Source organism: Streptomyces sp. NPDC036822 (genome assembly GCF_055609145.1).
The window spans coordinates 350,957-376,777 of the sequence record NZ_JBVJPY010000001.1 but is presented as its reverse complement, the minus strand read 5'-3'; the positions used below and the strand labels follow the sequence as shown (position 1 = coordinate 376,777).

Here is a 25,821-nt window from a genome sequence, read left to right as displayed (position 1 = left end):
ACGGGTGAAGGGGACCCCCGCGGGGGTCCCCTTCGTCATGCCCCTGGCGGCCCGGAGTCCGGGGCTCCGGGCGGGCGGCCTACGACTCCAGGCCGATGGCGAAGGCCGCTTCCAGGTCGTGCTGGGAGTACGTACGGAACGCGACGTGCGTGTCCGTGGCCTCGACACCGGGGATCTTGCTGATCCGGCCGGGGATGACGTCCGCGAGGTCGTCGTGCCGGGGCACCCGGACCATGGCGATGAGGTCGTACGTACCGGTCACCGAGAAGACCTCGCTGACGCTGTCGAGTGCGGCGATGGACTCCGCGATCTCGGGGATGCGGTCCACACTGGTCTTGATGAGCACGATCGCGGTGATCACGGCTGGCTTTCTCCCTCGGTCGCCGCGGCTGGGGCCTTCACCCTATCCCCACGGTGGTAGCGCCCCCAGGCGTAGAGGAAGCCGATGGTGAAGCCCACGACGTGCGCCAGATAGGCCACCCCGGGACCCGGCCCCGCCGTGCGCGCCGCCAGCCACTGCAGCACGAACCAGAAGATCAGCACGATCCACGCCGGGAAGCGCAGCGGCAGGAAGAAGAGGAACGGGAAGAGGCTGGTCACCCGGGCCCGCGGGAAGAGGTACAGGAACGCCCCGAGGACGCCCGAGATCGCCCCCGAGGCCCCCACCAGCGTCTGCTCGCTGGTCGCGTGCACGGCGGCGTAGCCCAGCAGGGCGAGGTAGCCGCAGCCGACGGCGAAGAGCAGGAACCCCGCCGCCCCCATCCGCTCCTCGGCCATCGTGCCGAAGACGAAGAGGAACAGCATGTTCCCGAGCAGGTGCAGCCAGCTGCCGTGCACGAAGAGCGCGGTCAGCGGGGTGAGCAGGGCGCGCGGTTCGCCGTTCGTCAGCTCGGCCGGGAGCACCCCCCAGCGGTGGAAGTAGGCGCTCTGCGCCGCGAGGAACGCGTCCCCGGTGCCGTACCCCGGATTGAGGCCCGACGCCGGTCCGGCCAGGAACGTGAGACAGCAGACGGCGATGAGGCCGTAGGTCACCGTGGGGCCGTTCCGGGCACCCCGCCACGCGCCGAAGGCCGCTTCCCGCCAGTCGATCATGGACAGATCATCGCGTACCGTGGCCGACCTGGACAGAGCGCCTCGCCGGGGCGCCCGGCGGTCGCCCCCGAGCCGGGCTCCACCCGAGCAGGGCCTCCCCCCGAGGCCGTAGGGTGACGAGCAGTACCACCGCAGTTCGACGGCGCACCGCGGCTCCCGCATCCCGCACAAGAAAGAGGACGGTCCGATGACGACGGTTCCCCTGCCGACCGCCGAGACCCGCTGGCGCTGCACGCTCTGCGGCAACCTGACCCGGTTCGACGTGACGCGCTCCTCCAAGGTCGTCGAGTACGTCCATCTGGACCTCGCCGGGGAGCCGAAGGTGGAGGAGCGCGAGGTGGTCAGTGAGACCATCGAGTCGGTCCGCTGTCGTTGGTGCAACGCGGTGGATCAGATCGAGCTGGTGGACAGGCCGGGCACCGCTTCCTGACGGAGCGGTGCGAACGACAGTGGGGTGACGGATCGTGGAGCAGCCCGCGCACGGTGGTGAGCCGGCCGGCGCGGCAGGTGACGCTGCCGAGGCGCTCGACCGCCCGCTGCCGGAAGGCGTACGGCGGCGGGTCGTCGCGATCGTCTCCGACGCCTTCGGCGGGCTCACCGTCGCGGAGCTGCCCGGCCCGCTGCGGCAGTACGCCCGCTTCACCCCCACCCGGCGGGCCAAGTTCGCGGGCAACGCCATGGCCGCCGCGCTGGAGAGCGACCCGCTCTTCCGGCAGCGGATCGGCGAGCGCTTCAAGGAGGCCCAGCCGGAGCTGGCCGCGACCGTCGAGTCCGGGGCGCCGCCCGCCGCCGCCGATCCCGTCGAGGTCGCCGCGGCCGCCTACGTGCTGCGGCCGGGGGGCTGGGTCAAGCTGGTCGCCGCCGCGGGCGAGGAGGTCCAGCGGGCGGACGCCGAGCGGGCCGACGAGGCCGGGCGGCGCGAGCTGGAGCGGCTGCGCGAGGAGGTCGCCGCGGCCCGGGAGCGGGGCCGGGGCGAGACCGAGCAGCTGCGCCACGACCTGGAGGCGGCCCGCAAGGAAGCCGAATCGCTTCATCGCAAGCTGCGCAGCGCCCAGAGCGACGTGAAGCGGGGCGAGGCGGCCCTGCGCCGCACCCAGGCCGAGATCGACGCCGTCAAGGCGGAGGCCGCCGCCCGGGTCTCGGCCGCCGAGAGCGAGAGCAGACGGCTCAAGGCCCGGCTGGCCGAGGTCGAGGCGGCCCTGGAGGCCAGCCGCCGGGCCGCCCGCGAGGGGCGCTCGGTGGAGGACATGAGGCTGCGCCTGCTGCTCGACACGGTCCTGGACGCGGCCCAGGGGCTGCGCCGCGAACTGGCCCTGCCGCCCGTCTCCGTCCACCCCGCCGACACCGTGGACGCGGTCGAGCCCGGCCGGATGTCGCCGAAGGACATCGCGGCCCGCGCCCTGTCCGAGACCGACCCGGCGCTGCTCGACCAACTGCTCGCGCTGCCGCAGGCCCATCTGGTCGTGGACGGCTACAACGTCACCAAGACCGGCTATCCGACCATGCCGTTGGAGAAGCAGCGGCTGCGGCTCCTCGGCGGCCTCTCCGCGCTCGCGGCCCGTTCGGGCGCCGAGGTCACCTGTGTCTTCGACGGGGCGGAGCTGGCCGCCCCCGTGCTGCTCGCGCCGCCCCGCGGGGTGCGGGTGCTGTTCTCCAAGCCGGGCGTCACCGCCGACGAGCTGATCCGCCAGCTGGTGCGGGCCGAGCCTCCGGGGCGGCCGGTCGTCGTGGTCTCCACCGACCGTGAAGTCGCCGACGGCGTCGCCAAGTCCGGAGCGCGGCCGGTCGCGTCCGCCTTGTTGCTCAAGCGGCTTTCGCGCGCCTCGTGACACTTGGCAACTCATGGCCGTAATGCCCGGATTCTGGGGGGCGCACGGTCAAGTGCTCATCACTGCCTGTGTGATGTCTGGAAATAAAGTGGCGCCTGCGCGAGATTTTGCCCATGAGGATTTGAACTGATCACAAGTTGGTCACTAGGGTCAGGCCTCGAACCTTCGCGCGGTTGATCGTCCATCGGGGATGACAGCGGAGGAACCGCCTGCCGCAGCCTGGTTGGGCGGCTCGAGGAAGAAGGAGCTCGCCTTCGTGGCGTCCCACCGTCGTCCCAAGCAGCCGAGCCGCACCCGCGTGACCGTGCTCACCATGACCGCCGCGGCGGCTGTCGCGCTCACCGCCCAGACCGGAGCCCAGGCGGCTCCGAAGCCGAAGATCGACGACGTGAAGTCGAAGGTCGACAAGCTGCACCACGAGGCGGAGGAGGCCACGGAGCAGTACAACCTGGCCGAAGAGCGCCGCGGCAAGCTCCAGAAGGAGATCGGGGCCCTCCAGGACAAGGTCGCCCGCGGTCAGCAGGAGCTCAACACCCTGCGGGACAACATCGGTTCGGTCGCCAGCGCGCAGTACCGCTCCGGTGGCATCGACCCGGCGATCCAGCTCTTCCTCTCCTCCGACCCGGACACCTACCTCGACAAGGCGTCCGCGATCGACCAGCTCGGCGCCAAGCAGGCCGACGTGCTCCAGTCGATCCAGGCCAAGCAGCGCACCCTCGCCCAGCAGCGCGCCGAGGCGACGACGAAGCTCGCCGACCTCGAGGACGTCCGCAAGACCCTCGGCGAGAAGAAGAAGAAGTTCCAGGGCAAGCTCGCCGAGGCGCAGAAGCTGCTCAACACCCTGACCGCCGCCGAGCGCGCCCGGATCCAGCAGGACGAGCAGCGTGCCAGCCGCGCGGCGGGCGACCGCGTCGACCTCGGCAACGAGGTCCCGGCCTCCCAGCGTGGTGGCGCCGCCCTCAGCGCCGCCGCCACCCAGCTCGGCAAGCCGTACGTCTCCGGCGCCGAGGGCCCCAACTCGTACGACTGCTCCGGGCTGACGCAGTGGGCCTACCGCCAGGCGGGCGTCGGCATCTCGCGCACCACCTACACCCAGCAGAACGACGGCGTGAAGATCGGCCGCAGCCAGCTCAAGCCGGGCGACCTGGTCTTCTTCAACAGCCTGTCGCACGTGGGTCTGTACGCGGGCAACAACACGATCCTGCACGCCCCCAAGCCGGGCGCCGTGGTCCGCTACGAGTCCATGGACTACATGGGTACCTTCCAGTTCGGTGTGCGCATCTGACGCCTCCGCCCCCTTCAGCGCCTCCCGCGACCTGACGCCCGATCGGGTGGTTCGTCGCACCCGTGGCTGACCTGACGCCCCGCCGGTGACCTGTGATGTCCGGCGGGGCGTCACTTTGTGTGCCCGGCGTCCTCGTTGGACGCGGAGTGATCAGCGGCTACTGTCTGCCGCGCCAGACCGGGCACAGCTGAACGGAGCGCGATTCGTGGCGTCCCACCGACGACCCGCCAGGGTCACCGTCCTGACCGCCGCCGCGGCCACCGCGGCGACGGCCTTCGGCGCCGTCCCCGCGAGCGCCGACCCCAACGGCACCCCCGAGGCCACCAGGGCCACGGTCGACCGGCTCTACGAGGAGGCCGAACGGGCCACCGAGGGCTACAACAAGGCCGACGAGCGGGCGGACGCGCTGCGCAGGACGCTCGCCCAGGCGCAGGACGGCGTCGCGCGCGGCCAGGAGCGCATCAACCGCATGCGCGGCGCGCTCGGTTCGGTCGCCGGCGCGCAGTACCGCTCCGGCGGCATCGACCCCGCCCTCGCGCTGCTGCTCTCCGCCGACCCCGACTCCTACCTCGACCGGGCCTCGGTCCTCGACCGGGTCGCCTCCCGGCAGGGCGTCGCCCTGAGCCGGCTCCGGGACGAGCTGCGCGCGTCCACCCAGAAGCGGAGCGAGGCACGGCGGCTGCTCGCCGAGCTGGAGCGCAGCCGGACCCAGGTCGCCACGCACAAGCGCACGGTCGAGCGGAAGCTCGCCGAGGCCCGCCGGCTGCTGGCGTCCCTGACCGCAGAGGAGCGGGAGTCCTTCGACCGGGACGCCCGGGCCTCCCGCTCCGGCCGCGACGACCTGCCCCCGCTCGGCGACCTCGGCCCGGCCTCCACACGGGCCGCGGCCGCCGTCGTCGCCGCCCGCAGCGCGATCGGCCGCCCCTACGTCTGGGGCGCGACCGGTCCCTCCGCCTTCGACTGCTCAGGGCTGATGGTCTGGTCGTACCGCCAGGCGGGGATCAGCCTGCCGCGGACGTCCTCGGCCCAGCGGTACGCGGGACGACAGGTGCCGCTCGCGCAGGCACAGCCGGGCGACCTGGTGACGTACCGCGACGACGCCAGCCACGTCGGCATCTACGCCGGCGACGGGCAGGTGATCCACGCTCCGTACCCCGGGGCCCGGGTGCGGTACGACCCGGTCGGGATGATGTCGCACGTCACGGTGACCCGGGTCTGACCGTACGCCTGCCCGTACGAGTGCCCGTACGATCGGAGGCGTGGCACGTCAGGGGCGGAGAGCGCAGGGGGATCGCCCCACCGGAGGCAGGGCACGCCCGGCGGCCTGCCTGCTGACCGCCCTGCTGGCGCTCGGCGGATGCGCCGCCCCCGGGCCCGTCGACCCGGCGCCCCGGGAGATCCAGAGCCTGCTCGACCGCCAGGCGCGCGCGCTGCTCGCCCGGGACGAGGCGGCCTACACGGTCGGTCTCGACCCCACGCTCGCCCCGGCCGCGCTCAGGGAGTTCGACCACCTCGCCGAGGTGCCGCTCGGCTCGTGGGACTACCGGGTGAAGGACGTGGACCGGGCGGACGGCGGCCGAGCGACGGTCCGCGCGGAGCTGCGCTACCAGGTGCGGGGCTACGACCCGGGCCCCGTCACCACCGAGCGCCTCCTGGAGCTGACCGAGCGGAACGGCCGGTGGTACGTGAGCGCCGACCGCCCCGGGGACGCCGGGGCCGACGTCCAGCAGCTGTGGCAGCAGGGCGAGGTGGAGGCGGTACGGGGACGGCGCAGCCTCATCCTCGGCGTCGGGCAGCCGGAGGAGCGCCTCCGGGCGATCGCGGCGGCTGCGGACCGGGCGGTGCCCGCCGTCTCGGCGGCCTGGCCGTCGGCCTGGGCGGGCCGGGTGGTCGTCCTGGTGCCGGCTTCCCTGGACGCGATGGGCGCCCTGCTCGGGGCGCCGGGGGCCTCCTACCGGGGCATCGCGGCCGTCACGACCGGCGAGGTCCGCGGCGGGCCGGAGGCCCCCGCGGACCGCGTGATCGTCAACCCCGAGGCGTACGGGGCGCTTGGCGCGTTCGGGCGCCAGTTCGTCCTCACCCACGAGACCACGCACGTGGCCACCCGGGCCTCGACCTCGCCGGCCACCCCGGTCTGGCTCTCCGAGGGCTTCGCCGACTGGGTGGCCTACCGGGGCACCGGCCGCACGGCCGCCCAGGCCGCGCCCGAACTGCGCCGCGCGGTCGGGGCCGGCCGTGTCCCGGCGGAGCTCCCCGACGACGAGGCCTTCGCCTTCGGCGGCGACGGGGAGGCGCTGGCGCGGGCCTACGAAGGGGGCTGGCTGGCCTGCGCGATGATCGCCGAGCGGTGGGGCGAGCCGGAGCTGACCGCCTTCTACCGCGCGGTGGGCGCCCACCCCTCCCGCGAGGGCGCGGTGGAGAAGGCCCTGCACGACGTCCTCCGCACGAGCCCCGAGGAGTTCACCGCCGCCTGGCGCCGCTTCCTGTCCGCCCGGCTGGCCTGACCGGCCGGCACGCCCTGACGGGACCGCGCTCCTCGCCCGGGCGACCGGCCGGAGGGGCCGCCTCGCCCGCGGCGCGCACGGCCCCGGCTCAGGGAGCCGAGAGCGTCTTCGCCCGCTCCGGCCGCACCGGCGCCGCCGGTGTTCCGGCGCGCGGCTCGCTCACCGTCCGGCGCCACAGGACGCGGCAGGCGGAAACCGAGGCGGCGACCAGCAGCCCGTTCCGTACCAGCAGCAGCGTGAGCCCCAGCGGATCGCTGTCCGTCACGTGCGAGAACCAGATGGGGAACTCCAGCTGCGTCACCGCGGTCGCCCACAGGACCAGGATCGCGGGCCGTCGCATCCGGCTCGCCCGGTAGACCAGGCAGACCGCCGCGAGACCGACCAGCCAGATCATGTACTGCGGGCTGATCACCCGGCTCGTGGTCGTGAAGAGCAGCACCGCCACGAACGCCGCGTCCGCGGGCGTCGTCGTGGAGAAGGCCCGCGCCCGGACCCGCCACAGCAGCAGCCAGGCGAACACCGCGACGGTCAGGGCCATCGCGGCCGTGGACACGGCGGGGACGCCGGGGCCGAGGAACTCGATCGAGCCGTAGTTCATGCGCGGCTCGCCCTCCCAGCCGACGTACCGCGCCACGTGGAAGACCAGCGCGCCCAGCGACTCGACCTCCGTGCCCCGGTCGCGCTGGTAGGTCAGGAAGGCCAGCGCGCCCGGAGCCGCGAGGGTGCACAGGAGCAGCAGACCGGCCGCCGCCCCCGCCGCCGTCGACCAGGACCGCAGGGTGGCGCGGCCGCGCGGAGTGCCGGCGAGCAGCAGCACCGGCCAGACCTTCACGACCGCCCCGAAACCGGCCAGCGCGCCCAGGACCGTCGGACGACGGGGCGCGGCGAGCAGGGCGGCGACGGCGACGGCGGTGACCATCAGGTCGTACCGGGCGTACGCCGTCGGCCCCAGCAGCGGGACGCCGGCGATCCAGATCCAGGTGCCGCGCGGTGTGCGGCCCGGACGCCTCCCCGCGTACAGCAGCAGACCGAGGACGACCGCGTCGCAGAGCAGGGCGAGGACGAAGAAGGCCGAGGAGTACCCCAGGAAGGGCAGCAGCGCGGGGGAGAGGATGGCGAGGGCCGCGCCGGGCGGGTACTGCCAGCTGACGTCGTCCAGCGGGTACGTGCCCGTCCGCAGGACCTCGTACCAGCCCTGGTAGATCTCCTCGACGTCGCTGGTGACGTCGGGGCCGGGCATCACCACGACCTTGAGGACGAAGAGCAGCAGCACCACCCGCGTCACCGCCCACACGGCGAGCGGGAGCCGGAGACTCGCGCCGTCGGCCGCGCGCGTGCGCAGCGCGCCCCATACGCCCGTCATTCCTACCTCGTCCTCGTCTGTCGGTCCGCTGTCGCGGAGGTGCTGCCGGGCGGTGGTGCGGCCACGGTAGATTCGGCCACGATGCACAAGACCTTGATCGTAACCAACGACTTCCCGCCACGCCCCGGCGGAATTCAGGCGTTCCTGCACAACATGGCGCTGCGCCTGGATCCCGAGCGGATCGTCGTCTACGCCTCCACGTGGAAGCGCGGCCGCGAGGGGACCGAGGCGACCGCCGCGTTCGACGCGGCCCAGCCTTTCACGGTCGTACGGGACCGCACCACCATGCTGCTGCCGACCCCCCGCGTCACCGCCAGGGCCACCGCGCTGCTGCGCGAGCACGGCTGCGAGTCGGTCTGGTTCGGGGCCGCCGCGCCGCTCGGCCTGATGGCGCCCGCCCTGCGCCGGGCCGGGGCGCTCCGCCTGGTGGCGACCACGCACGGGCACGAGGCGGGATGGGCGCAGCTGCCCGCCTCCCGGCAGCTGCTGCGGCGGATCGGCGAGGGCACGGACACGATCACCTACCTCGGCGAGTACACCCGCTCGCGGATCGCGTCGGCGCTGACGCCGGCGGCGGCCGGGCGGATGGTGCAGCTCCCGCCGGGCGTCGACGAGAAGACCTTCCATCCCGGCTCGGGCGGCGAGGCCGTCCGCGAGCGGCTCGGGCTCAGCGACCGGCCCGTGGTCGTGTGCGTCTCGCGGCTCGTCCCCCGCAAGGGGCAGGACACGCTGATCAGGGCCCTGCCGGCGATCCTGCGGCGGGTGCCGAACGCGGTGCTCCTGATCGTCGGGGGCGGCCCGTACGAGAAGGACCTGCGGCGGCTCGCGGCGACGACCGGCGTGGCCGGTTCCGTACGGTTCACGGGCGCCGTTCCCTGGGAGGAGCTGCCCGCCCACTACGGCGCGGGGGACGTCTTCGCGATGCCCTGCCGGACCCGGCGGGGCGGCCTCGACGTCGAGGGCCTGGGCATCGTCTACCTGGAGGCGTCGGCCACCGGCCTCCCGGTCGTCGCCGGGGACTCGGGCGGGGCCCCGGACGCGGTCCTCGACGGCGAGACCGGCTGGGTGGTGCGCGGCGACTCCCCGGAGGAGTCCGCCGACCGCGTCGCGACCCTGCTCCTTGACCCGGAGCTGCGCGCGCGCATGGGCGAGCGGGGCCGCTCCTGGGTCGAGGAACGCTGGCGCTGGGACCTGCTGGCGGAGCGGCTGAAGGAGCTGCTCTGACGGCCGGAGCCGAGGCTCCCCGGCCCTGGGCGGTGTCCCTGCACCTTCCGGACACTCCCTAGCCGGGGAGCGGGGCGGGCAGGTAGTCGGTCAGCGCGCAGCCGTCCACCAGGAGCTCCTCCTGGCGGTATCCGTCGGGGATCTTGAAGTCCTTCTCGCAGGTGAAGAGCAGGGTGCCGGAGTCCTTGAGCTTCTCGGCGACGCGCTCGTCGCCCGGGACGAGGGCGAAGTCCTGGCCGATGAGGAAACGGCTCCCGCCGCCCGAGGCGGCCGCCTTGCGGTTGGCCTCCTGGAACTTCTCCATGTCCGTGACGGTCAGCAGGGTCAGGGTGTCCTCGCGGTCGTCACCGCAGACCGCGCGCTGGCCTATGCCCCAGGCCGGGTCCTTCGACTCCTCGTTCATGGAGCCGTCCCCGGAGGCGGCGCGCAGGTCGCTGCACAGGGTGTGCTCGCTGACGATCCGTTCGACTCCCGCCAGGTCACCCGCCTTCGCCAGGCCGGCGTCCTCTCCCCAGCTGCTGCTGCAGCCCGTGACCGTGACGAGGGCGGTCAGGGCCGCCCCCAGGACGGCGGTGCGCTTGAGCCGCATGAAACCTCTGCTCCTCTTGCTGTCGGTGTGCCGGTGTGCGGCGGGTCGCCGTACCGGTGGTGGCGCGGACATGCTCGCGGACCGCGCGAACGCCCCCGGCGGCCCGGAACGAGGGCTGCCAGGGGCGTTCTGAGCGAGCGTCAGGCGCGGTAGATCGCCTCGATCTCGTCGGCGAAGTCCTTCGCCACGACGTTCCGCTTCAGCTTCAGCGACGGGGTGATGTGCCCGGCCTCCTCGGTGAACTGGGAGTTCAGGACCCTGAACTTCCGCACCGACTCCGCCTTGGACACCGCCGCGTTGCCGTCGTCCACCGCCCGCTGCACCTCGGCGAGCAGCTCCGCGTCCTCGCGCAGCGTAGCCGCTGTGGAGCCCGAGGGCTTGCCGTGCTCGGCGGCCCACCGGCCCAGGAACTCCTCGTCCAGGGTGACCAGCGCGCCCACGAACGGCCGCCCGTCGCCCACCACCATGCACTCCGCGACCAGCGCGTGCGCCCGGATCCGGTCCTCGATGACCGCCGGGGCGACGTTCTTGCCGCCCGCCGTCACCAGGATCTCCTTCTTCCGGCCGGTGATCGCGAGATAGCCGTCCTCGTCCAGGGTCCCGATGTCACCGGTGTGGAACCAGCCGTCGGCCAGCGCCTCGGCCGTCGCGGTCTCGTTCTTCCAGTAGCCCGAGAAGATGTGCTCGCCGTGCAGCAGCACCTCGCCGTCGTCGGCGATCCGCACCACCGAGCCGGGGAGCGGCTGCCCCACCGTGCCGATCTTCTGCCGGTCCCACGGGTTGAAGGCCGTCGCCGCGCACGACTCCGTCAGGCCGTAGCCCTCCAGGACCGTGAAACCGATGCCGCGGAAGAAGTGGCCGAGCCGCTCGCCCAGCGGCGCGCCACCGGAGATCGCGTACTCGCCGCGACCGCCGAGCACCGCGCGCAGCTTGGAGAAGACCAGCTTGTCGAAGATCTTGTGCTTGATCCGCAGACCGAGGGACGGACCCTGCGGCGTGCCGATCGCGCGGCTGTACGCGATCGCCGTGTGCGCGGCCTTGTCGAAGATCTTGCCCTTGCCGTCGGCCTGCGCCTTGGCCCGCGCCGAGTTGTAGACCTTCTCGAAGACGCGCGGCACACCGAGGATCAGGGTCGGCCGGAACGCGGCCAGCTCGTCGGTGAGGTTCTTGATGTCCGGCACGGTGCCCAGCTTGATCGGCGCCATCACGGAGGCGACCTCGACCAGGCGCCCGAAGACGTGGGCGGCGGGCAGGAAGAGCAGGACCGAGCACTCGCCGGTACGGAACAGCGGCTTGAGGCGCTCCACCACGTTGCCGCACTCGGCGAAGAAGGCGCGGTGCGTCAGCACACAGCCCTTGGGGCGGCCGGTGGTGCCGGAGGTGTAGACGATCGTCGCCGGGTCGTCGGCGTGCGCGGACGACATCCGCTCGTCGAGCAGCGCGTCGGAGACGTCCGCACCGGTCGCGGTCAGCCGGGCCACCGCGTCGGCCTCGATCTGCCAGACGCCCTTGAGCTCGGGAAGGCCGGCCCGGACCGACTCCACGGACTCCTCGTGGGCGGCGGACTCCACGAGGACCAACGAGGCCCCCGAGTCGCCGAGGATCCACTGGATCTGCTCCGGCGAGCTGGTCTCGTACACCGGCACGGTGACCCCGCCGGCGCTCCAGATCGCGAAGTCGAGGAGCACCCACTCGTAACGGGTCCGGGACAGCAGCGCCACCCGGTCGCCCGGCTCCACGCCGGAGGCGATCAGCCCCTTCGCGACCCCGCGGACCTCGGCGAGGAACTGCCGGGCGGTGACGTCCGTCCAGACGCCGGCCACCTTGCGCCCCATCACGGCGACATCTGGGTGCTGAGACGCGTTGCGGCGGATGAGATCGGTCAGGTTGCCGTCCGTGGGGACCTCGTACAGGGCCGGAAGGCTGAACTCGCGCAAGACTGCTGCTCCTCATCGGGCGCCGGCGCCACGGCTCTGTGTGATGCACCGGTGAAGTCCAAGATCGGGCAGGTGCTCAGTGGGGGTGAGCACGACTGGACTGCCCGGACGTTACCCATCAGTACTCGGTTCCCGATAGGGGGGTCGGGTCAGATGTTCCATGCGTCACACATGTATGGCGGTGCTTCGCGCACAGTAGTCCACACCTTCACGGACTCGGAAGTAACCGCAGGTCCGACGCCCTAAGGTGGGCTCATGCCAGGCATGAGAGTCCATGTCGTCAGTGACGTGCACGGGAACACCGGCGCCCTCGCCAAGGCGGGGGAGGGGGCGGACGCCCTCATATGTCTCGGTGACCTCGTGCTCTTCCTCGACTACGCCGACCACAGCCGAGGGATCTTCCCCGATCTCTTCGGCGTCGAGAACGCCGACCTCATCGTCGAGCTGCGCACCGCGCGCCGCTTCGACGAGGCCCGTGAGCTGGGAAGACGGCTCTGGTCCGAGCTCGCCGTCGACCGCGACACGGCGATCGAGTCCGCGGTGCGCCGGCAGTACGCCGAGCTGTTCGCCGCCTTCCCGACGCCGACCTACGCCACCTACGGCAACGTCGACATCCCCGGCCTGTGGCCCGAGTTCGCCCGCGACGGGACCACCGTCCTGGACGGCGAGCGGATCGAGATCGGCGGCCTGGTCTTCGGCTTCGTCGGCGGCGGGCTGCGGACCCCGATGCGGACCCCGTACGAGATCTCCGACGAGGAGTACGCGGCGAAGGTCGAGGCCCTCGGCCACGTCGACGTGCTGTGCAGCCACATCCCGCCGGAGGTGCCGGAGCTCACCTACGACACGGTCGCGCGGCGCTTCGAGCGCGGCAGCCGCGCCCTCCTCGACGCGATCCGCCGCACCCGGCCGCGCTACGCCCTCTTCGGACACGTCCACCAGCCGCTGGCACGGCGGATGCGGATCGGCACCACGGAATGCGTCAACGTCGGCCACTTCGCGGCGACCGGAAGGCCCTGGGCCCTGGAGTGGTGAGAGCCCGGTCCCAGGGGCGCGATAGCCTTCGGTCGGCACGCTCGTGCCCTTCGACTTCCGCCGGACCGCACAGTGGAGGAACCAGCACGATGGCCGAACACACCAGCTCGAGCATCACCATCGAGGCGGCACCGGCCGACGTCATGGGCGTGATCGCCGACTTCGCCCGCTACCCCGAGTGGACGGGCGAGGTGAAGGAGGCCGAGGTCCTGGAGACCGACGCGGCCGGCCGCGCGCAGAAGGTCCGGCTGCTCCTGGACGCCGGCGCGATCAAGGACGACCACACCCTGGCGTACACCTGGACCGGCGACGACGAGGTCAGCTGGACCCTGGTCAAGTCCCAGATGCTCCGCGCCCTGGACGGCTCCTACCGCCTGGCCCCGGCCGGCGGCGGACAGCGCACCGAGGTGACGTACCAGCTGACGGTCGACGTCAAGATCCCGATGCTCGGCATGATCAAGCGCAAGGCGGAGAAGGTCATCATCGACCGCGCCCTCGCCGGCCTGAAGAAGCGCGTCGAGTCCGGCGCGTAGCGCCCGCCGCGCCGCCGACGGGCCTTCCGCCCGGCCTCGCGCCTCGCGTCTCCCGCGGACGACGTCCGGGGGAGGGCCGGACGCCCGACGGCGGCCCGGTAGCGTCACCCCATGCGGATCATCCTTGTCACCGGCCCCGGCGGCGCCGGACGCACCACCGTCGCCTCGGCGACCGCCCTCGCCGAGGCGACGGCCGGCCGCCGGGTCCTCCTGGTGTCCGAACGGCCCGACGAGACGCTCGCGGCGGCCGCCCCCGGCACCCTCCGGATCCTCCGCCCCGACCCGGCCGCCGACTTCCGCCGCGAGTTCCTCGACCTCCAGGCCCGCTCCGCCACCGCCCTCGACCTCCTCGGCGCGGCCCCCCTCGAGGAAGCCGAGCTGACCGAACTCCCCGGCAGCCGGCCCTTCGCGCTCCTGCGCGCCCTGCGCGACGCCGCCGCCACGGACCGGGACCTGGTCGTCGTCGACATGCCGCCGCTGCCCGACACCCTCGCCGTCGTCGCCCTGCCCGAGCAGCTCCGCCGCTATCTGCGCCGCCTCCTGCCGCCCGAGCGGCAGGCCGCCCGCGCCCTGCGCCCGATGCTCGCCCAGCTGGCCGGCGTCCCCATGCCCGCCCAGTGGCTGTACGAGACCACCGGGCGCTGGGAGGCCGAGCTGGCCGCCGTCCAGGCCGTCGTCGACGCCCCCGGCACCACCGTCCGCCTCGTCGTCGAGCCCGGCCCGGAGGCTCACGAAACCCTGCGCACCGCCCGCCTCGGGCTGGCGCTGCACGGTCTGGTCCTCGACGCGGTCGTCGCCAACCGGCTGCTCCCCGCCGACTCCGCCGACCCCTGGCTCGCCGCGCTGGCCGCCGGCCGCCACCGGCACCTGGAGCGGCTCCGCGACGCGTACGACGGCCCGGTGCACGCGCTGCCCCACCTCGGCAGGGACCTCGGCGGCCCCGAGGACCTCGCCTTGCTTGCGGTGGAGGAGAAGCTCGGAGCGGGGCCCGTCCCCGCCGGCGCGCCCGCGTGGACGGTCGAGGACCGCCGCGGGGAGGACGGCATCCTCGTGTGGCACCTCCCGCTGCCCGGGGCCGTCAAGGAGGAGCTGTCCCTCGTACGCCGGGGGGACGAACTCCTCCTCGCCGCCGGGCCCTTCCGCCGCAACGTCCCCCTGCCGCCCGTGCTGCGCCGCTGCACCGTCTCCGGCGCCGGTCTGGTCGACGGCGACCTGCGGGTCCGTTTCACCCCGGATCCCGGCCTCTGGCCGAAGACGCCGTAACGGACGCCCCGGCGCCCGTGTACCGTCGACGGTAGAAGCCGTAAGGAGTACGCCATGAGCGATTCGGATGCCTGGGCCAAGGCGTGCGCCGAGGACCTGGAGGCCGAGAAGGCCCGCCGCCGCGCACGCGCAGGCACGGAGCCCGGTTCGGCCGCCGACGAGTTCCGCAGGCTCTTCGACGCGGTCGCCGACAAGGTCTCCGGGCTGAGGGGCCCGCTGGCGGGCATGGCCGCACAGGGCGCCGTCCAGCAGACCGTGCAGCAGATCGTCCATCAGGCGAAGGCCGCCGTCGAGCCCGTCATCGAGCGGAACCCGCAGGTCTTCGACCATCTCGCGGCGGCGGGCAGCGAGCTCCTCGCCGCGTACCGCTCGGCGGTCGAGGGCCACGAGACGCGCTGGACGCGCGAGGGGAACCGCCCGGGCGGCGCGGAGCCGGGGACCGCGGCACCGGCCGACCGTCCCGACGATCCGCGTGACGAAGGCCCCGGAACCGGGCAGCACATCGATCTCGACTGACCGGTACGGCCGCCCCCCTCGGGTACGGTTGGCCCTAGCGGGGCTCGACCGAAAACTGAGGGACACATGGGACTCACCATCGGCGTCGACATCGGCGGCACGAAGATCGCGGCCGGCGTGGTCGACGAGGAGGGCAACATCCTCGACACGCACAAGGTGCCCACCCCGCCGACCCCCGGAGGCATCGTCGACGCGATCTGCGCCGCTGTGTCCGAGGCCGGCAAGGGTCACCAGATCGAGGCCGTCGGCATCGGCGCGGCGGGCTATGTCGACGACAAGCGCGCCACCGTCCTCTTCGCGCCGAACATCGACTGGCGGCACGAGCCGCTGAAGGACAAGGTCGAGCAGCGGGTCGGCCTGCCGGTCGTCGTCGAGAACGACGCGAACGCGGCGGCCTGGGGCGAGTACCGGTTCGGGGCGGGGCAGGGGCACGAGGACGTCATCTGCATCACGCTCGGCACCGGTCTCGGCGGCGGCATCATCATCGGCAACAAGCTGCGCCGCGGACGTTTCGGCGTCGCCGCGGAGTTCGGCCACATCCGGGTCGTCCCCGACGGCCTGCTGTGCGGCTGCGGCAGCCAGGGCTGCTGGGAGCAGTACGCCTCCGGGCGCGCGCTCGTCCGCTACGCCAAGCAGCGCGCCAACGCCACCCCGGAGAACGCCAGGATCCTCCTGGAGCTCGGTGACGGCACGCCGGACGGCATCGAGGGCAAGCACGTCAGCGCGGCCGCCCGCCAGGGGTGCCCGGTGGCCGTGGACTCCTTCCGCGAGCTGGCCCGCTGGGCCGGCGCCGGTCTGGCGGACCTGGCGTCGCTGTTCGACCCGTCGGCGTTCATCGTCGGCGGTGGGGTGTCGGACGAGGGCGAGCTGGTGCTCGACCCGATCCGGAAGTCCTTCCGGCGCTGGCTGATCGGCGGCCAGTGGCGTCCGCACGCGCAGGTCCTCGCGGCCCAGCTCGGCGGCAAGGCCGGACTGGTCGGTGCGGCGGACCTGGCCCGCCAGGGCTGACCGCCTCCCGCACTCCTTCGCGACTCCGCCCGCCGTGCCCCTCGGGGTACGGCGGGCGGTTGTCGTATGTTGCGGGGCATGGCGATCAGTGAGCTGCCCAACTCCCGCACCGAAGCGGACGGTTCGGCCGTCGTGCGGGTGCTCGGTTACAACGTCCGCTCCCAGCGGGACGACGAGGACGCCCTCGCCCGGGTCATCCGGGCCTGCGCGCCCGACATCGTCTTCGTCCAGGAGGCGCCCCGGTTCTTCCGCTGGCGCAAGCACGCGGCCAGGCTGGCCGCCAAGAGCGACCTCTATGTGCTGAGCGGCGGCGCCACCGCCGCCGGGCCCCTGCTGATGTGCTCGCTGCGGGCGACCGTGGAGCGCACCGAGGACATCCTGCTGCCGCTCACCCCGGGACAGCACCGCCGGGGCTTCGCGACGGCGGTCGTCCGGTTCGCGGCGGCGAGGGTCGGGCTGATCAGCTGCCATCTGAGCCTGCGCGAGGAGGAGCGGTACGCGCAGACGGGGATGCTCCTCGACCGGGTGGCGGCGATGGACGCACCGCACACGATCGTGGGCGGTGACCTCAACGAGCCGCCGGAGGGGCGGAGTTTCACGCGCCTGGCGAAGGAGCTCCAGGACGGCCGGCAGGTCGCCCCCTGGGGCGGGCAGTACACCTTCTCGGCGGCCGAACCGCGCCGGCGGATCGACGCGATCCTCGCCACGGAGGGTGTGGAGTTCCTCGGCTGCGGCGTCCCGCCGGGCCTTCCGGAGGCCGACCTCAGGGCGGCGACGGACCACCTGCCGGTGCTCGCGGCGGTCCGGATCCCGGCGAGCTGAAGGGGCCACGCCGACCCGGCCGGGCCGGTCCGGCCGGGTGCGCCGGGCCGAGCCCGCCCCGTGCGGAGCCCTTGGCCGGCCCGGGCCAGGCGCCCTGCGCCCCGTCCTCCCACCGCCGCGCACCCGGTCGTCACGCCCCGGCGCACGCGGCCGTCACCTCTCCGCGCCTCTCGGCGTCACCGCACGCCGGCGGTCGTCACAGCACCGCGCCTCTCGGCGTCACCGCAACGCACGCGGCCGTCACACCACCGCGCCGCGGCCCGGGTCGTCGTAGCCGTCATCGTCGTCGTCGTGCTTCATCCGGGCCACCAGCGTCGCGAAGCCGCCCAGGAAACCGCCCACGCACAGTGTCGTCAGCCACCAGGTCATGTCCCACTGGAGCAGCACCGCGAGGAGCATCAGGACCGGGCCGCCCACCACACCGAGCCATGCGAACTTCGTCGTGGCGTCGGCCTCCGGCAGCGGCGGCGGCTCCGGCGGGACGAAGTGCCCCTCGCCGTCGTCGTCCCTCCCGGCGCGCTTGCCCGGCTTGTCCTCCTCGCCGCCCTCGGAACCCTCCGCCGACTCCGCCGACTCCGCCGGCTCCTCGTCCGGATCCGCGAGCCGGTAGTCGCGCGGGCCACCGCCCACGCTCACGCCGGGGGCGAAGACGACCGAACTGCCGAGGGCCGGTCTCTCCGGCTCCTCGTCCTCGGCGTCGTCCTCGGCTTCGCCGTCGTCGTCGCTCTCGCTCTCCACCGGCTCGGGCAGCGCCAGGTCCTCGACCGACCTGAAGGGCCGGGACCCTGGAGGGTCCGCCGGCTCCTCGCCGTACCCGGCGACGATCGCCGCCCAGGCGGCCTCCTCGTCGATGGGCTGCGGCTCGCGCTCCCCGTCCTGCTGCTCAGCCACCGCTCGTGCTCCCCTTCTCCCCGACGACGTCCGGAGCGAGCCGGCCGACGAACGCCCAGCTCTCCTCGAAGATCCGCTCCGCATCGTGGTCCAACGTCGCCACGTGGTAACTCTGTTCCAGCAGGATCTCCCGCACGTCCGTCGAGGAGACCCGGCCGAGGATGCGGGCCGAGTCCGCGGGCGGCACCACGTGGTCCTGCGGGCTGTGCAGCAGCACGATCGGCTGGGTGACCTGCGGCAGCTCCGCGTCCACGGTGCGGAAGAAGCTCCGCAGCGAGTGCGCCGCGTGCAGCGGCACCTTGTCGTAGCCGATCTCGGTGACGCCTTCCTTGGCGATGTCGCTGGCGATGCCGTTCGTCGTACGGACGAAGTGGCGTACCACCGGCAGCGCGTGCGCGGCGACGCCGTGCACCTTGTTGCCCGGGTTGACCAGGACCAGGCCCTGGACCGCGTCGCCGTGCTTCGCGGCCAGCCGCAGCGCCAGCGCCCCGCCCATCGACAGGCCGAAGACGAAGACCCGCCCGCACCGGGCGAGCAGCTCCCGCAGGGCCCGGTCCACCTCCGCGTACCAGTCCTGCCAGGTGGTGAGCTGCATGTCCTCCCAGCGGGTGCCGTGCCCCGGGAGCAGGGGCAGCGACACCGTCAGTCCGCGCTCGGCGAGATAGTCGGCCCAGGGGCGCAGCGACTGCGGGGATCCGGTGAATCCGTGACAGAGAAGGACGCCGACCTCTCCGCCCTCGTGGCGGTACGGCTCGGCTCCAGGAAGGACCGGCACCGGGGTCTCCTGTTCGGGGTTCGGCTTCGGGGGGTTCGACGAAGCGACGGCAAAAGGGGAAGGACCTTCACCGTACGCGACCGGACCGACACCGACCAGGTCCGTATGCACGAAGGTGCCCCGTCATGGGCCGCTCCCGCGCGGGAGCGCGGGACACGGCGGGATATGGTCTGTCCGACGGCACACGGAAGGCACTCGAGTTGATCTACGGCGCAATGAAGTTCTCCATCGGAGGGTCGCTGAAGCTGGCCTTCAGGCCGTGGGTGGAGGGCCTCGAGAACATTCCCGCCGAGGGGCCGGCGATCCTCGCGAGCAACCACCTCTCGTTCTCGGACTCCTTCTTCCTTCCCGCCGTCCTCGACCGCAAGGTCACCTTCATCGCCAAGGCCGAGTACTTCACCTCGCCCGGAGTGAAGGGCAAGCTCACCGCCGCCTTCTTCAAGGGCGTCGGCCAGCTGCCCGTGGACCGCTCCGGCGCGCGCGGCGCGGGCGAGGCCGCGATCAAGGCCGGTATCGAGGTCATCGAGAAGGGCGGCCTCTTCGGGATCTACCCCGAGGGCACCCGCTCGCCCGACGGCCGGCTCTACCGCGGCAAGCCGGGCGGCCTCGCGCGCGTGGCCCTGGCCACCGGCGCGCCCGTGATCCCCGTCGCGATGATCGACACCGAGAAGATCCAGCCACCCGGCAAGGTCGTCCCCAAGCTGATGCGGCCGGGCATCCGGATCGGCAAGCCGCTGGACTTCAGCCGCTACCACGGCATGGAGGGCGACCGCTTCATCCTGCGCTCGGTGACCGACGAGGTCATGTACGAGATCATGAAGCTGTCCGGCCAGGAGTACGTCGACATCTACGCGACGGCCGCCAAGCGGCAGATCGCCGAGGCCGAGAAAGCCGCCAAGGAAGCCGTCAAGGCCGAGATCGCGGCACGGGAAGAGTCCGGCGCCTGACCCCTGCCGGGGGGTGCCGTGGGGGTGGGGGAGATGGCCAAGCGCGAGCGTGTCGTGCGGATGTCGGTCGAGCAGCCGCTGTGGCGGGCGCTCACCGCCTACCGCGTCCTGACCATGATCTACGCGGTCCTGCTCTTCGTCTTCTCGCGTGACGACTTCGAGCGGCCCTGGGTGGCCGTCGCCTTCCTCGCCGTCATGTGCGTCTGGAACCTGGCCACCCTTCCCAAGGTGGCCAACGCGGCCGGCTGCACCCGTCGTTTCCTCGTCGCCGACCTCACGGTCGCGCTCACCGGCATCCTGCTCACCCCGCTCGCCGACGCCCAGGCCCGGATCGTCGACGGCCCCACGCTGCCCTCGATATGGACCGCCGGAGCCGTCCTCGCGTACGCGATCAAGGGCGGCTGGCGCTGGGCGGCCTTCGCCTCCTCGCTGGTGGCCGTCGCCAACATCGTCGAGCGCGGCCACCCGAGCCGCGACACCCTCCACAACGTGCTGCTCGTGTGGGTGGCCTCCGTCGCCATCGGCTACGTCGTCGAGGTCGCCCGCGCCTCCGAGCGCACCCTCGCCCGAGCCCTGGAGATCGAGGCCGCGACCCGGGAGCGGGAGCGCCTCGCCCGGGACATCCACGACAGCGTGCTCCAGGTCCTGGCGATGGTGCAGCGGCGCGGCACGGCCCTCGGCGGCGAGGCGGCGGAGCTGGGCCGGATGGCCGGTGAGCAGGAGGTCGCCCTGCGCACCCTGGTCGCCGGCGGCCTCACCCGGCCGTCCCTGATCTCCGAGGACGAGTCCGAAGGGGCCGTCGTCCGGTACGTCGACGTCCCCGACGACGAGTCCGGCGCGGCGGATTCCCCGGGGGCGCCGGTCGACCTGCGGACGCTGCTCGCCCCGCGCGCCGGGGCGCGGGTCACGCTCTCCGACCCGGGGGCCCCGGTCCTGCTCCCGCCTCCCGCGGCCCGCGAACTGGCCGCCGCCGTCGGCGCCGCCCTGGACAACGTCCGGGTGCACGCGGGCGCGGACGCGCGGGCGTGGATCCTGGTGGAGGACTGGCCGGACGAGGTGATCGTGACGGTGCGGGACGACGGCCCCGGCATCCCGGAGGGGCGGCTCGCCCAGGCCGAGGGCGAGGGCCGGATGGGCGTCGCCCTGTCCATCCGCGGGAGACTGCGGGAACTGGGCGGCACGGCCGAGCTGATCTCGGTCCCCGGCCAGGGCACGGAAGTGGAACTGAAGGTCCCGCGGCAGCGCGGGAACCACGGGGGAAGGTGAACGGACATGAGCGAGCAGCGGGCGCAGGCCCGGGCGGACGAGCGGCGGACGGCGGAGCCGATCAGGGTGATGGTCGTCGACGACCACCCGATGTGGCGGGACGCGGTCGCGCGGGACCTCGCCGAGGCCGGCCTGGACGTGGTCGCCACGGCCGGCGACGGCGAACAGGCCGTGCGCCGCGCCACGGCGGTGAGCCCGGACGTCCTCGTCCTCGACCTCAACCTCCCGGCCAAGCCCGGGGTCCAGGTCTGCAAGGAACTGGTCGGCGCCGACCCCGCGCTGAGGGTCCTGGTGCTCTCGGCGAGCGGCGAGCACGCCGACGTGCTGGAGGCGGTCAAGTCCGGCGCCACCGGCTATCTCCTCAAGTCCGCCAGCACGGCCGAGCTGATCGACGCGGTGCGCCGTACCGCCGTCGGCGACCCCGTCTTCACGCCGGGCCTGGCGGGCCTGGTCCTCGGCGAGTACCGCCGCCTCGCCACCGAACCGGCCACCACCACCGGCACCGACGAGCCGAAGGCCCCGCAGCTGACCGAGCGCGAGACCGAGGTCCTGCGCCTGGTCGCCAAGGGGCTGAGCTACAAGCAGATCGCCGAGCGCCTGGTCATCTCGCACCGCACCGTGCAGAACCACGTGCAGAACACCCTCGGCAAACTCCAGCTGCACAACCGGGTGGAACTCGTCCGCTACGCCATCGAGCGGGGCCTGGACGACGCCTGAGGAGTCCTCCGCGATTCACCCGCCGTGCCGTGTCGGAGTGACCCACGTCACTACTAGCGTAGGTCGTACGTTCCGTCCGCCACGGCGAAGGAGACCTCCATGCGTGTCGGCGTACTGACCGGGGGCGGCGACTGCCCCGGTCTCAACGCGGTGATCCGCGCCATCGTCCGCAAAGGCGTCCAGGAGTACGGCTACGCCTTCACCGGGTTCCGCGACGGCTGGCGCGGGCCGCTCGAGGGCGACACCGTCCGCCTCGACATTCCCGCCGTCCGGGGCATCCTGCCCCGCGGCGGGACCATCCTCGGCTCGTCGCGCACCAACCCCCTCGACGCGGAGCACGGCATCCGCCGGATCAAGGAGAACCTCGCCAAGTGCGAGGTCGACGCCCTGATCGCGATCGGCGGCGAGGACACCCTGGGTGTCGCCGCCCGGCTGGTCGACGAGTACGGCGTCCCCTGCGTCGGGGTTCCCAAGACCATCGACAACGACCTCTCCGCCACCGACTACACCTTCGGCTTCGACACCGCCGTCGGCATCGCCACCGAGGCCATCGACCGCCTCCACACCACCGCCGAATCCCATATGCGGGTGCTGGTGGTCGAGGTGATGGGGCGGCACGCCGGGTGGATCGCCCTCCACTCCGGCCTCGCCGGCGGCGCCAACGTCATCCTCATCCCCGAGCAGCGCTTCGACCTCGACCAGGTCTGCGCCTGGGTCACCTCACGCTTCAAGGCCACCTACGCCCCGATAGTGGTCGTCGCCGAGGGCGCGATGCCCCGGGGCGGGGAAGCGGTCCTCAAGGACGGGACGCTCGACTCCTACGGGCACGTCCGGCTCTCGGGCGTGGGGGAGTGGCTGGGCAAGGAGATCGAACGGCGGACCGGCAAGGAGGCCCGCACCACGGTCCTCGGCCATGTGCAGCGCGGCGGCACCCCGAGCGCCTTCGACCGCTGGCTCGCCACCCGCTTCGGCCTGCACGCCATCGACGCGGTGCGCGACGGCGACTTCGGGAAGATGGTCGCCCTGCGCGGCACCGGCATCGTGCGCGTCCCGATCGCCGAGGCGACGGCCCGCCTCAAGACCGTCGACCCGGCGCTCTACGCGGAGGTGGGGGTCTTCTTCGGCTGAGGCACGCGTGGCGCCTCCGGGGGCCGTATATTCGCCGGGTACCAGACAAATCCGGCAAACCCCCGGAGGGGCTCCGTGGAGATCCTGGCGTTCGGAGTACAGGCGGACGAGAAACCGCTGATCGAGAAGGCGTTCCACGGACACCACCGCGTCCGGTGCCTCGACGTCTTCCTCACCGAGGACACCGCCCCCATCGCGGTCGGCCACACCGTCGTGTCCACCAGCGTCAACGCCGACCTCGGCGCCCGCGTGCTGGGGATCCTCGCCGACGGCGGGACGAAGATGATCGCCCAGCGCTCCACCGGCTTCAACAACATCGACCTCGACGTGGCCGAACGACTGGGCCTCACCGTCGCCCGGGTGTCGTCCTACTCCCCGTACTCCGTCGCCGAGTTCGCCTGGACGCTGGCGATGGCGGTCAACCGGCGGATCGTCCGCGCCTCGAACCGGACCCGCGACTTCGACTTCCGGCTCGACGGACTCATGGGACGCGACCTGCGCGGCCGCACGGTCGGCGTCCTCGGCACCGGCAAGATCGGCGAGGCGTTCACCCGGATCGCCCACGGCTTCGGCATGCGGCTGCTCGGCTGGGACATCGCCCCGAACCCGGCCTGCGTCGAGCTCGGCATGACGTACGTCGAGAAGGAACAGCTCCTCGCCGAGTCCGACCTGATCAGCCTGCACGTGCCGCTGCTCCCGTCCACCCGGCGCCTCATCGACGCCGCCGCGCTCAAGGCCATGAAGGACGACGCCATCCTGGTGAACTCCAGCCGCGGCGGCCTGATCGACACCGGCGCCCTCGTCGGCGAACTGCGCGCCGGCCGGTTCACCGGAGTAGGCCTCGACGTGTACGAGGCGGAGGCGGGCCTCTTCTTCCTCGACAAGTCCCTGGAGGTCGTCGAGGACGACACCCTGGCCCGCCTGGTGACCTTCCCCAACGTCGTGGTCACCTCCCACCAGGCGTACTACACGGTCGACGCGGTCGGCCAGATCGTCGACACGACCGTCCGCAACGTCCTCGACTACGCCGCGGGGCGGCGCAGCGAGAACGTCCTGGTCCCGGCGGCCTCCTGAGCCGCCCCGCCCCGGCACCGGCAGCGGTCAGACCAGCACCGCGGCGAGCAGGGACGCGGTGATGCCGGCGCCCTCCATCGTCAGGACCGACTCGGGGTGGAACTGCACGCCCGCGAAGCCCGGTCCGCGCAGGGCGTGCACCTCGCCCGTCGCCGCGTCCCGGCTCACCTCGATCCGGTGCATGGCCAGTTCGGTCGCCGCCCGGTCGTCGCAGTGGGCCGTGAAGCTGTTGTAGAACCCGACCGTCCGCTCCTGCCCGAAGAGGTCGATCCGCATCTGCGCCCCCTGGAACGGGGTCCGCTTGCGGACGATCTCCAGACCCAGCTCGGCCGCGATCAGCTCGTGCCCCAGGCAGACCCCCAGCAGGCGGGGGCGGCCCGAGGAACCTCGGCGAGTGCCGGATCCGGGGCGGTGGTCCCGGTCCCGGAGCAGCTCCGCCGTCAGGCCCCGCAGGAACCGCATCTTCGGATCGGCCGCGTCCCCCGGATCGCCGGGCCCGGGCCCGAGGACCACCGGACCGTCGTGCGCGAGCGCCAGCTCCCGCAGCCCCGGCTCGTCGTACCGGACGACCGAGACCTCCAGGCCGGAGGAGCGCAGCAGATGGGCGAGCATCGCGGTGAAGGTGTCCTCCGCGTCGATCACCAGGGCGTGCCCGGTCAGCTCCGCCGACCGCACCTGCATCTTCAGCCAGAACGGCGCCAGGCCGGCCCGCCGGGCGTCCAGCGCCGCCCGCACCCGGGGATCGTCGGCGAGCCGTCGCGCCGGGGCCGGCTCGTCTGCCGGCCCCGGCTCCCGCACCCCCAGGGCGGTGAGTACCCCCGCCGCCTTGGCGTGGGTCTCGGCCACCTCGCCCGCCGGATCGGAGTGCCGGACCAGCGTCGCGCCCACCGGGACCCGCAGCCGCCCGTCGGCGGAGATGTCGGCGGTGCGGATCAGGATGGGGGAGTCCAGGGTCTGGGCGCCGTTCCCGTCCCGGCCGAGCAGCGCGAGCGCCCCCGCGTAGTACCCGCGGCCCCCCGTCTCGTGACGCTCGATGACACGGCAGGCGTTCTGCACCGGCGAGCCGGTGACGGTCGCCGCGAACATCGTCTCCCGCAGCACCTCCCGCACGTCGAGGGACGAGCGGCCGCGCAGCTCGTACTCCGTATGGGCGAGATGTGCCATCTCCTTGAGCCGCGGGCCGATCACCACCCCGCCCATGTCACCGACCGTGCACATCATCTTCAGCTCCTCGTCCACCACCATGGAGAGCTCCTCGGTCTCCTTGCGGTCGGCGAGGAAGGTGAGGAGGTCCTCGGCGGTCGGCGCGGTGCCGGACGGATAGCGGTAGGTGCCGCTGATCGGATTCATCACGACCGTTCCGCCCACCTCGCCCTCGCCTCCCGCGCTCGTCATCCGGACGTGGACCTCCGGACTCGCGCCGACCAGCGTCCGGTCCCCGGTGTGGACGACGAACGTCCAGTACGCGCCCCGTTCGCCGGCGAGCAGCCGCCGGAAGAGAGCCAGCGCGTCCTTCCGCCCGAAGCCGGGGATCTCGCCGGTGTAGGTGCGCCGGATGACGAAGTTGGCACCCTCCCCCGACCCGATCTCCTCGTCGATCACCCGCCGCACGGTCTCGGCGTACGCCGCGTCCGACACGTCGAACCCCCCGCCCTCCACCCGCACCCGGTGGGCCGGAAGCTGCACCAGCGCCTGGGCGAGCGGCAGCTCGTACGCCTCCTCGGCGACCAGCACGGAGAGCGGGGTGCCGTCGTCCCGGACGTCGAAGCCGCGCTCGCGGATCTGCCGGAACGGCACGAGGGCGAGCGTCGGCAGCGTGCCGACCGGCAGGTCCGCGAGGCGCTCGGCCTCGTGCACGGCGCCGATCAGCACCTCGACGGTGTCGTGGTCACGGCCCGGGGTGCGGCGGCGCAGCAGGGCGAACGGGGGGCAGGAGTCGTCCAGGAGGCGGGACAGGTCCATCGTGCGTTCCTTCCGTGGAGCGGAGAGGAACGGCCCGGAAAACGAAGAAGGCCGCCCCTCGGGC

The 25,821-nt window shown here is 73.0% G+C and carries 25 protein-coding genes; 17 read left to right on the top strand and 8 right to left on the bottom strand.

Annotation, left to right across the window (positions count from 1 at the left end):
- Nucleotides 1-79: 79 nt before the first annotated feature.
- Both ACZ68P_RS01770 and ACZ68P_RS01765 read right to left on the bottom strand, forming a co-directional pair.
- Nucleotides 80-361, bottom strand: a complete 282-nt coding sequence (locus ACZ68P_RS01770) for an Lrp/AsnC family transcriptional regulator (RefSeq protein ID WP_017238849.1) — start codon at nt 359-361, stop codon at nt 80-82.
- On the bottom strand, nt 358-1,092 hold the full coding sequence (locus tag ACZ68P_RS01765) for a rhomboid family intramembrane serine protease (protein WP_471001019.1): 735 nt from the start codon (nt 1,090-1,092) through the stop codon (nt 358-360). The genes ACZ68P_RS01770 and ACZ68P_RS01765 overlap by 4 nt, the downstream gene beginning before the upstream one ends.
- A 187-nt stretch (nt 1,093-1,279) precedes the next feature.
- On the opposite strand from ACZ68P_RS01765, the gene ACZ68P_RS01760 reads away from it, so the two are divergent.
- From ACZ68P_RS01760 to ACZ68P_RS01740, 5 genes are all read left to right on the top strand, one after another.
- The gene (locus ACZ68P_RS01760; RefSeq protein ID WP_260228851.1) at nt 1,280-1,522 is read left to right on the top strand and encodes a hypothetical protein; all 243 of its coding nucleotides are present in this window, start codon (nt 1,280-1,282) and stop codon (nt 1,520-1,522) included.
- Nucleotides 1,523-1,556: 34 nt separating this feature from the next.
- Complete coding sequence (locus ACZ68P_RS01755) at nt 1,557-2,921, top strand: NYN domain-containing protein (protein WP_471001016.1); 1,365 nt, start codon at nt 1,557-1,559, stop codon at nt 2,919-2,921.
- A 256-nt stretch (nt 2,922-3,177) separates the two neighbouring features.
- A complete protein-coding gene (locus ACZ68P_RS01750; protein WP_471001013.1) occupies nt 3,178-4,206 on the top strand; it encodes a C40 family peptidase in 1,029 nt (342 codons plus the stop codon).
- Between the two features lie 205 nt (nt 4,207-4,411).
- Nucleotides 4,412-5,425 carry a C40 family peptidase gene (locus ACZ68P_RS01745; RefSeq protein WP_471001010.1) on the top strand — a complete coding sequence of 338 codons (1,014 nt, stop codon included), beginning with the start codon at nt 4,412-4,414 and terminating at the stop codon, nt 5,423-5,425.
- Nucleotides 5,426-5,465: 40 nt separating this feature from the next.
- Nucleotides 5,466-6,710: a hypothetical protein gene (locus ACZ68P_RS01740; RefSeq protein WP_471001007.1), complete on the top strand. Its 1,245-nt coding sequence runs from the start codon at nt 5,466-5,468 to the stop codon at nt 6,708-6,710.
- Nucleotides 6,711-6,798: 88 nt separating this feature from the next.
- On the opposite strand, the gene ACZ68P_RS01735 is transcribed toward ACZ68P_RS01740, so the two are convergent.
- Nucleotides 6,799-8,073, bottom strand: coding sequence for a glycosyltransferase 87 family protein (locus tag ACZ68P_RS01735; RefSeq protein WP_471001005.1), 1,275 nt, complete (start codon nt 8,071-8,073; stop codon nt 6,799-6,801).
- An 81-nt stretch (nt 8,074-8,154) separates the two neighbouring features.
- Here ACZ68P_RS01735 and ACZ68P_RS01730 point away from each other — a divergent pair, with 81 nt between their 5' ends.
- The gene (locus ACZ68P_RS01730) at nt 8,155-9,297 is read left to right on the top strand and encodes a glycosyltransferase family 4 protein (protein WP_471001002.1); all 1,143 of its coding nucleotides are present in this window, start codon (nt 8,155-8,157) and stop codon (nt 9,295-9,297) included.
- 58 nt (nt 9,298-9,355) lie between these two features.
- On the opposite strand, the gene ACZ68P_RS01725 is transcribed toward ACZ68P_RS01730, so the two are convergent.
- Together ACZ68P_RS01725 and ACZ68P_RS01720 are read right to left on the bottom strand one after the other, a co-directional pair.
- Nucleotides 9,356-9,886, bottom strand: coding sequence for a hypothetical protein (locus ACZ68P_RS01725; RefSeq protein WP_471000999.1), 531 nt, complete (start codon nt 9,884-9,886; stop codon nt 9,356-9,358).
- A gap of 140 nt (nt 9,887-10,026) precedes the next feature.
- Nucleotides 10,027-11,823: an AMP-dependent synthetase/ligase gene (locus ACZ68P_RS01720; protein ID WP_471000996.1), complete on the bottom strand. Its 1,797-nt coding sequence runs from the start codon at nt 11,821-11,823 to the stop codon at nt 10,027-10,029.
- A gap of 264 nt (nt 11,824-12,087) precedes the next feature.
- Between ACZ68P_RS01720 and ACZ68P_RS01715 the strand changes: the two genes are divergently transcribed.
- The 6 genes from ACZ68P_RS01715 (at nt 12,088) to ACZ68P_RS01690 (ending at nt 16,997) form a co-directional block, all read left to right on the top strand.
- Nucleotides 12,088-12,855 (top strand): metallophosphoesterase family protein, encoded by a 768-nt coding sequence (locus tag ACZ68P_RS01715; RefSeq protein WP_471002386.1) that lies wholly within the window; start codon nt 12,088-12,090, stop codon nt 12,853-12,855.
- Between the two features lie 89 nt (nt 12,856-12,944).
- Nucleotides 12,945-13,388 carry an SRPBCC family protein gene (locus tag ACZ68P_RS01710; RefSeq protein ID WP_471000993.1) on the top strand — a complete coding sequence of 148 codons (444 nt, stop codon included), beginning with the start codon at nt 12,945-12,947 and terminating at the stop codon, nt 13,386-13,388.
- Between the two features lie 111 nt (nt 13,389-13,499).
- Entirely contained in the window at nt 13,500-14,651 is a 1,152-nt protein-coding gene (locus tag ACZ68P_RS01705; protein WP_471000989.1) for an ArsA family ATPase, read from the top strand.
- 54 nt (nt 14,652-14,705) lie between these two features.
- The gene (locus tag ACZ68P_RS01700; protein ID WP_471000986.1) at nt 14,706-15,167 is read left to right on the top strand and encodes a DUF5304 domain-containing protein; all 462 of its coding nucleotides are present in this window, start codon (nt 14,706-14,708) and stop codon (nt 15,165-15,167) included.
- A 66-nt stretch (nt 15,168-15,233) separates the two neighbouring features.
- Complete coding sequence (locus ACZ68P_RS01695; RefSeq protein WP_471000983.1) at nt 15,234-16,175, top strand: ROK family glucokinase; 942 nt, start codon at nt 15,234-15,236, stop codon at nt 16,173-16,175.
- A 78-nt stretch (nt 16,176-16,253) separates the two neighbouring features.
- On the top strand, nt 16,254-16,997 hold the full coding sequence (locus ACZ68P_RS01690) for an endonuclease/exonuclease/phosphatase family protein (RefSeq protein WP_471000980.1): 744 nt from the start codon (nt 16,254-16,256) through the stop codon (nt 16,995-16,997).
- A 240-nt stretch (nt 16,998-17,237) separates the two neighbouring features.
- Here ACZ68P_RS01690 and ACZ68P_RS01685 read toward each other — a convergent pair whose 3' ends face one another.
- Both ACZ68P_RS01685 and ACZ68P_RS01680 read right to left on the bottom strand, forming a co-directional pair.
- Complete coding sequence (locus ACZ68P_RS01685) at nt 17,238-17,888, bottom strand: hypothetical protein (protein ID WP_471000978.1); 651 nt, start codon at nt 17,886-17,888, stop codon at nt 17,238-17,240.
- Complete coding sequence (locus tag ACZ68P_RS01680; RefSeq protein WP_471000975.1) at nt 17,881-18,663, bottom strand: alpha/beta hydrolase; 783 nt, start codon at nt 18,661-18,663, stop codon at nt 17,881-17,883. Before ACZ68P_RS01680 ends, ACZ68P_RS01685 begins: the two co-directional genes overlap by 8 nt.
- A 215-nt stretch (nt 18,664-18,878) precedes the next feature.
- On the opposite strand from ACZ68P_RS01680, the gene ACZ68P_RS01675 reads away from it, so the two are divergent.
- The 5 genes from ACZ68P_RS01675 (at nt 18,879) to ACZ68P_RS01655 (ending at nt 23,795) form a co-directional block, all read left to right on the top strand.
- Nucleotides 18,879-19,610, top strand: coding sequence for a lysophospholipid acyltransferase family protein (locus ACZ68P_RS01675; protein ID WP_361433551.1), 732 nt, complete (start codon nt 18,879-18,881; stop codon nt 19,608-19,610).
- 33 nt (nt 19,611-19,643) lie between these two features.
- On the top strand, nt 19,644-20,876 hold the full coding sequence (gene macS / locus ACZ68P_RS01670; protein WP_471000971.1) for a MacS family sensor histidine kinase: 1,233 nt from the start codon (nt 19,644-19,646) through the stop codon (nt 20,874-20,876).
- 6 nt (nt 20,877-20,882) lie between these two features.
- Nucleotides 20,883-21,593, top strand: coding sequence for a response regulator (locus ACZ68P_RS01665; RefSeq protein WP_471000969.1), 711 nt, complete (start codon nt 20,883-20,885; stop codon nt 21,591-21,593).
- Nucleotides 21,594-21,692: 99 nt separating this feature from the next.
- Nucleotides 21,693-22,721 carry a 6-phosphofructokinase gene (locus tag ACZ68P_RS01660; protein ID WP_471000966.1) on the top strand — a complete coding sequence of 343 codons (1,029 nt, stop codon included), beginning with the start codon at nt 21,693-21,695 and terminating at the stop codon, nt 22,719-22,721.
- Nucleotides 22,722-22,796: 75 nt separating this feature from the next.
- The gene (locus ACZ68P_RS01655; protein WP_471000964.1) at nt 22,797-23,795 is read left to right on the top strand and encodes a 2-hydroxyacid dehydrogenase; all 999 of its coding nucleotides are present in this window, start codon (nt 22,797-22,799) and stop codon (nt 23,793-23,795) included.
- A gap of 27 nt (nt 23,796-23,822) precedes the next feature.
- Here the strand turns inward: ACZ68P_RS01655 and ACZ68P_RS01650 are convergent, their stop codons facing one another.
- Nucleotides 23,823-25,757: an anthranilate synthase family protein gene (locus tag ACZ68P_RS01650; RefSeq protein ID WP_471000961.1), complete on the bottom strand. Its 1,935-nt coding sequence runs from the start codon at nt 25,755-25,757 to the stop codon at nt 23,823-23,825.
- Nucleotides 25,758-25,821: the final 64 nt, after the last annotated feature.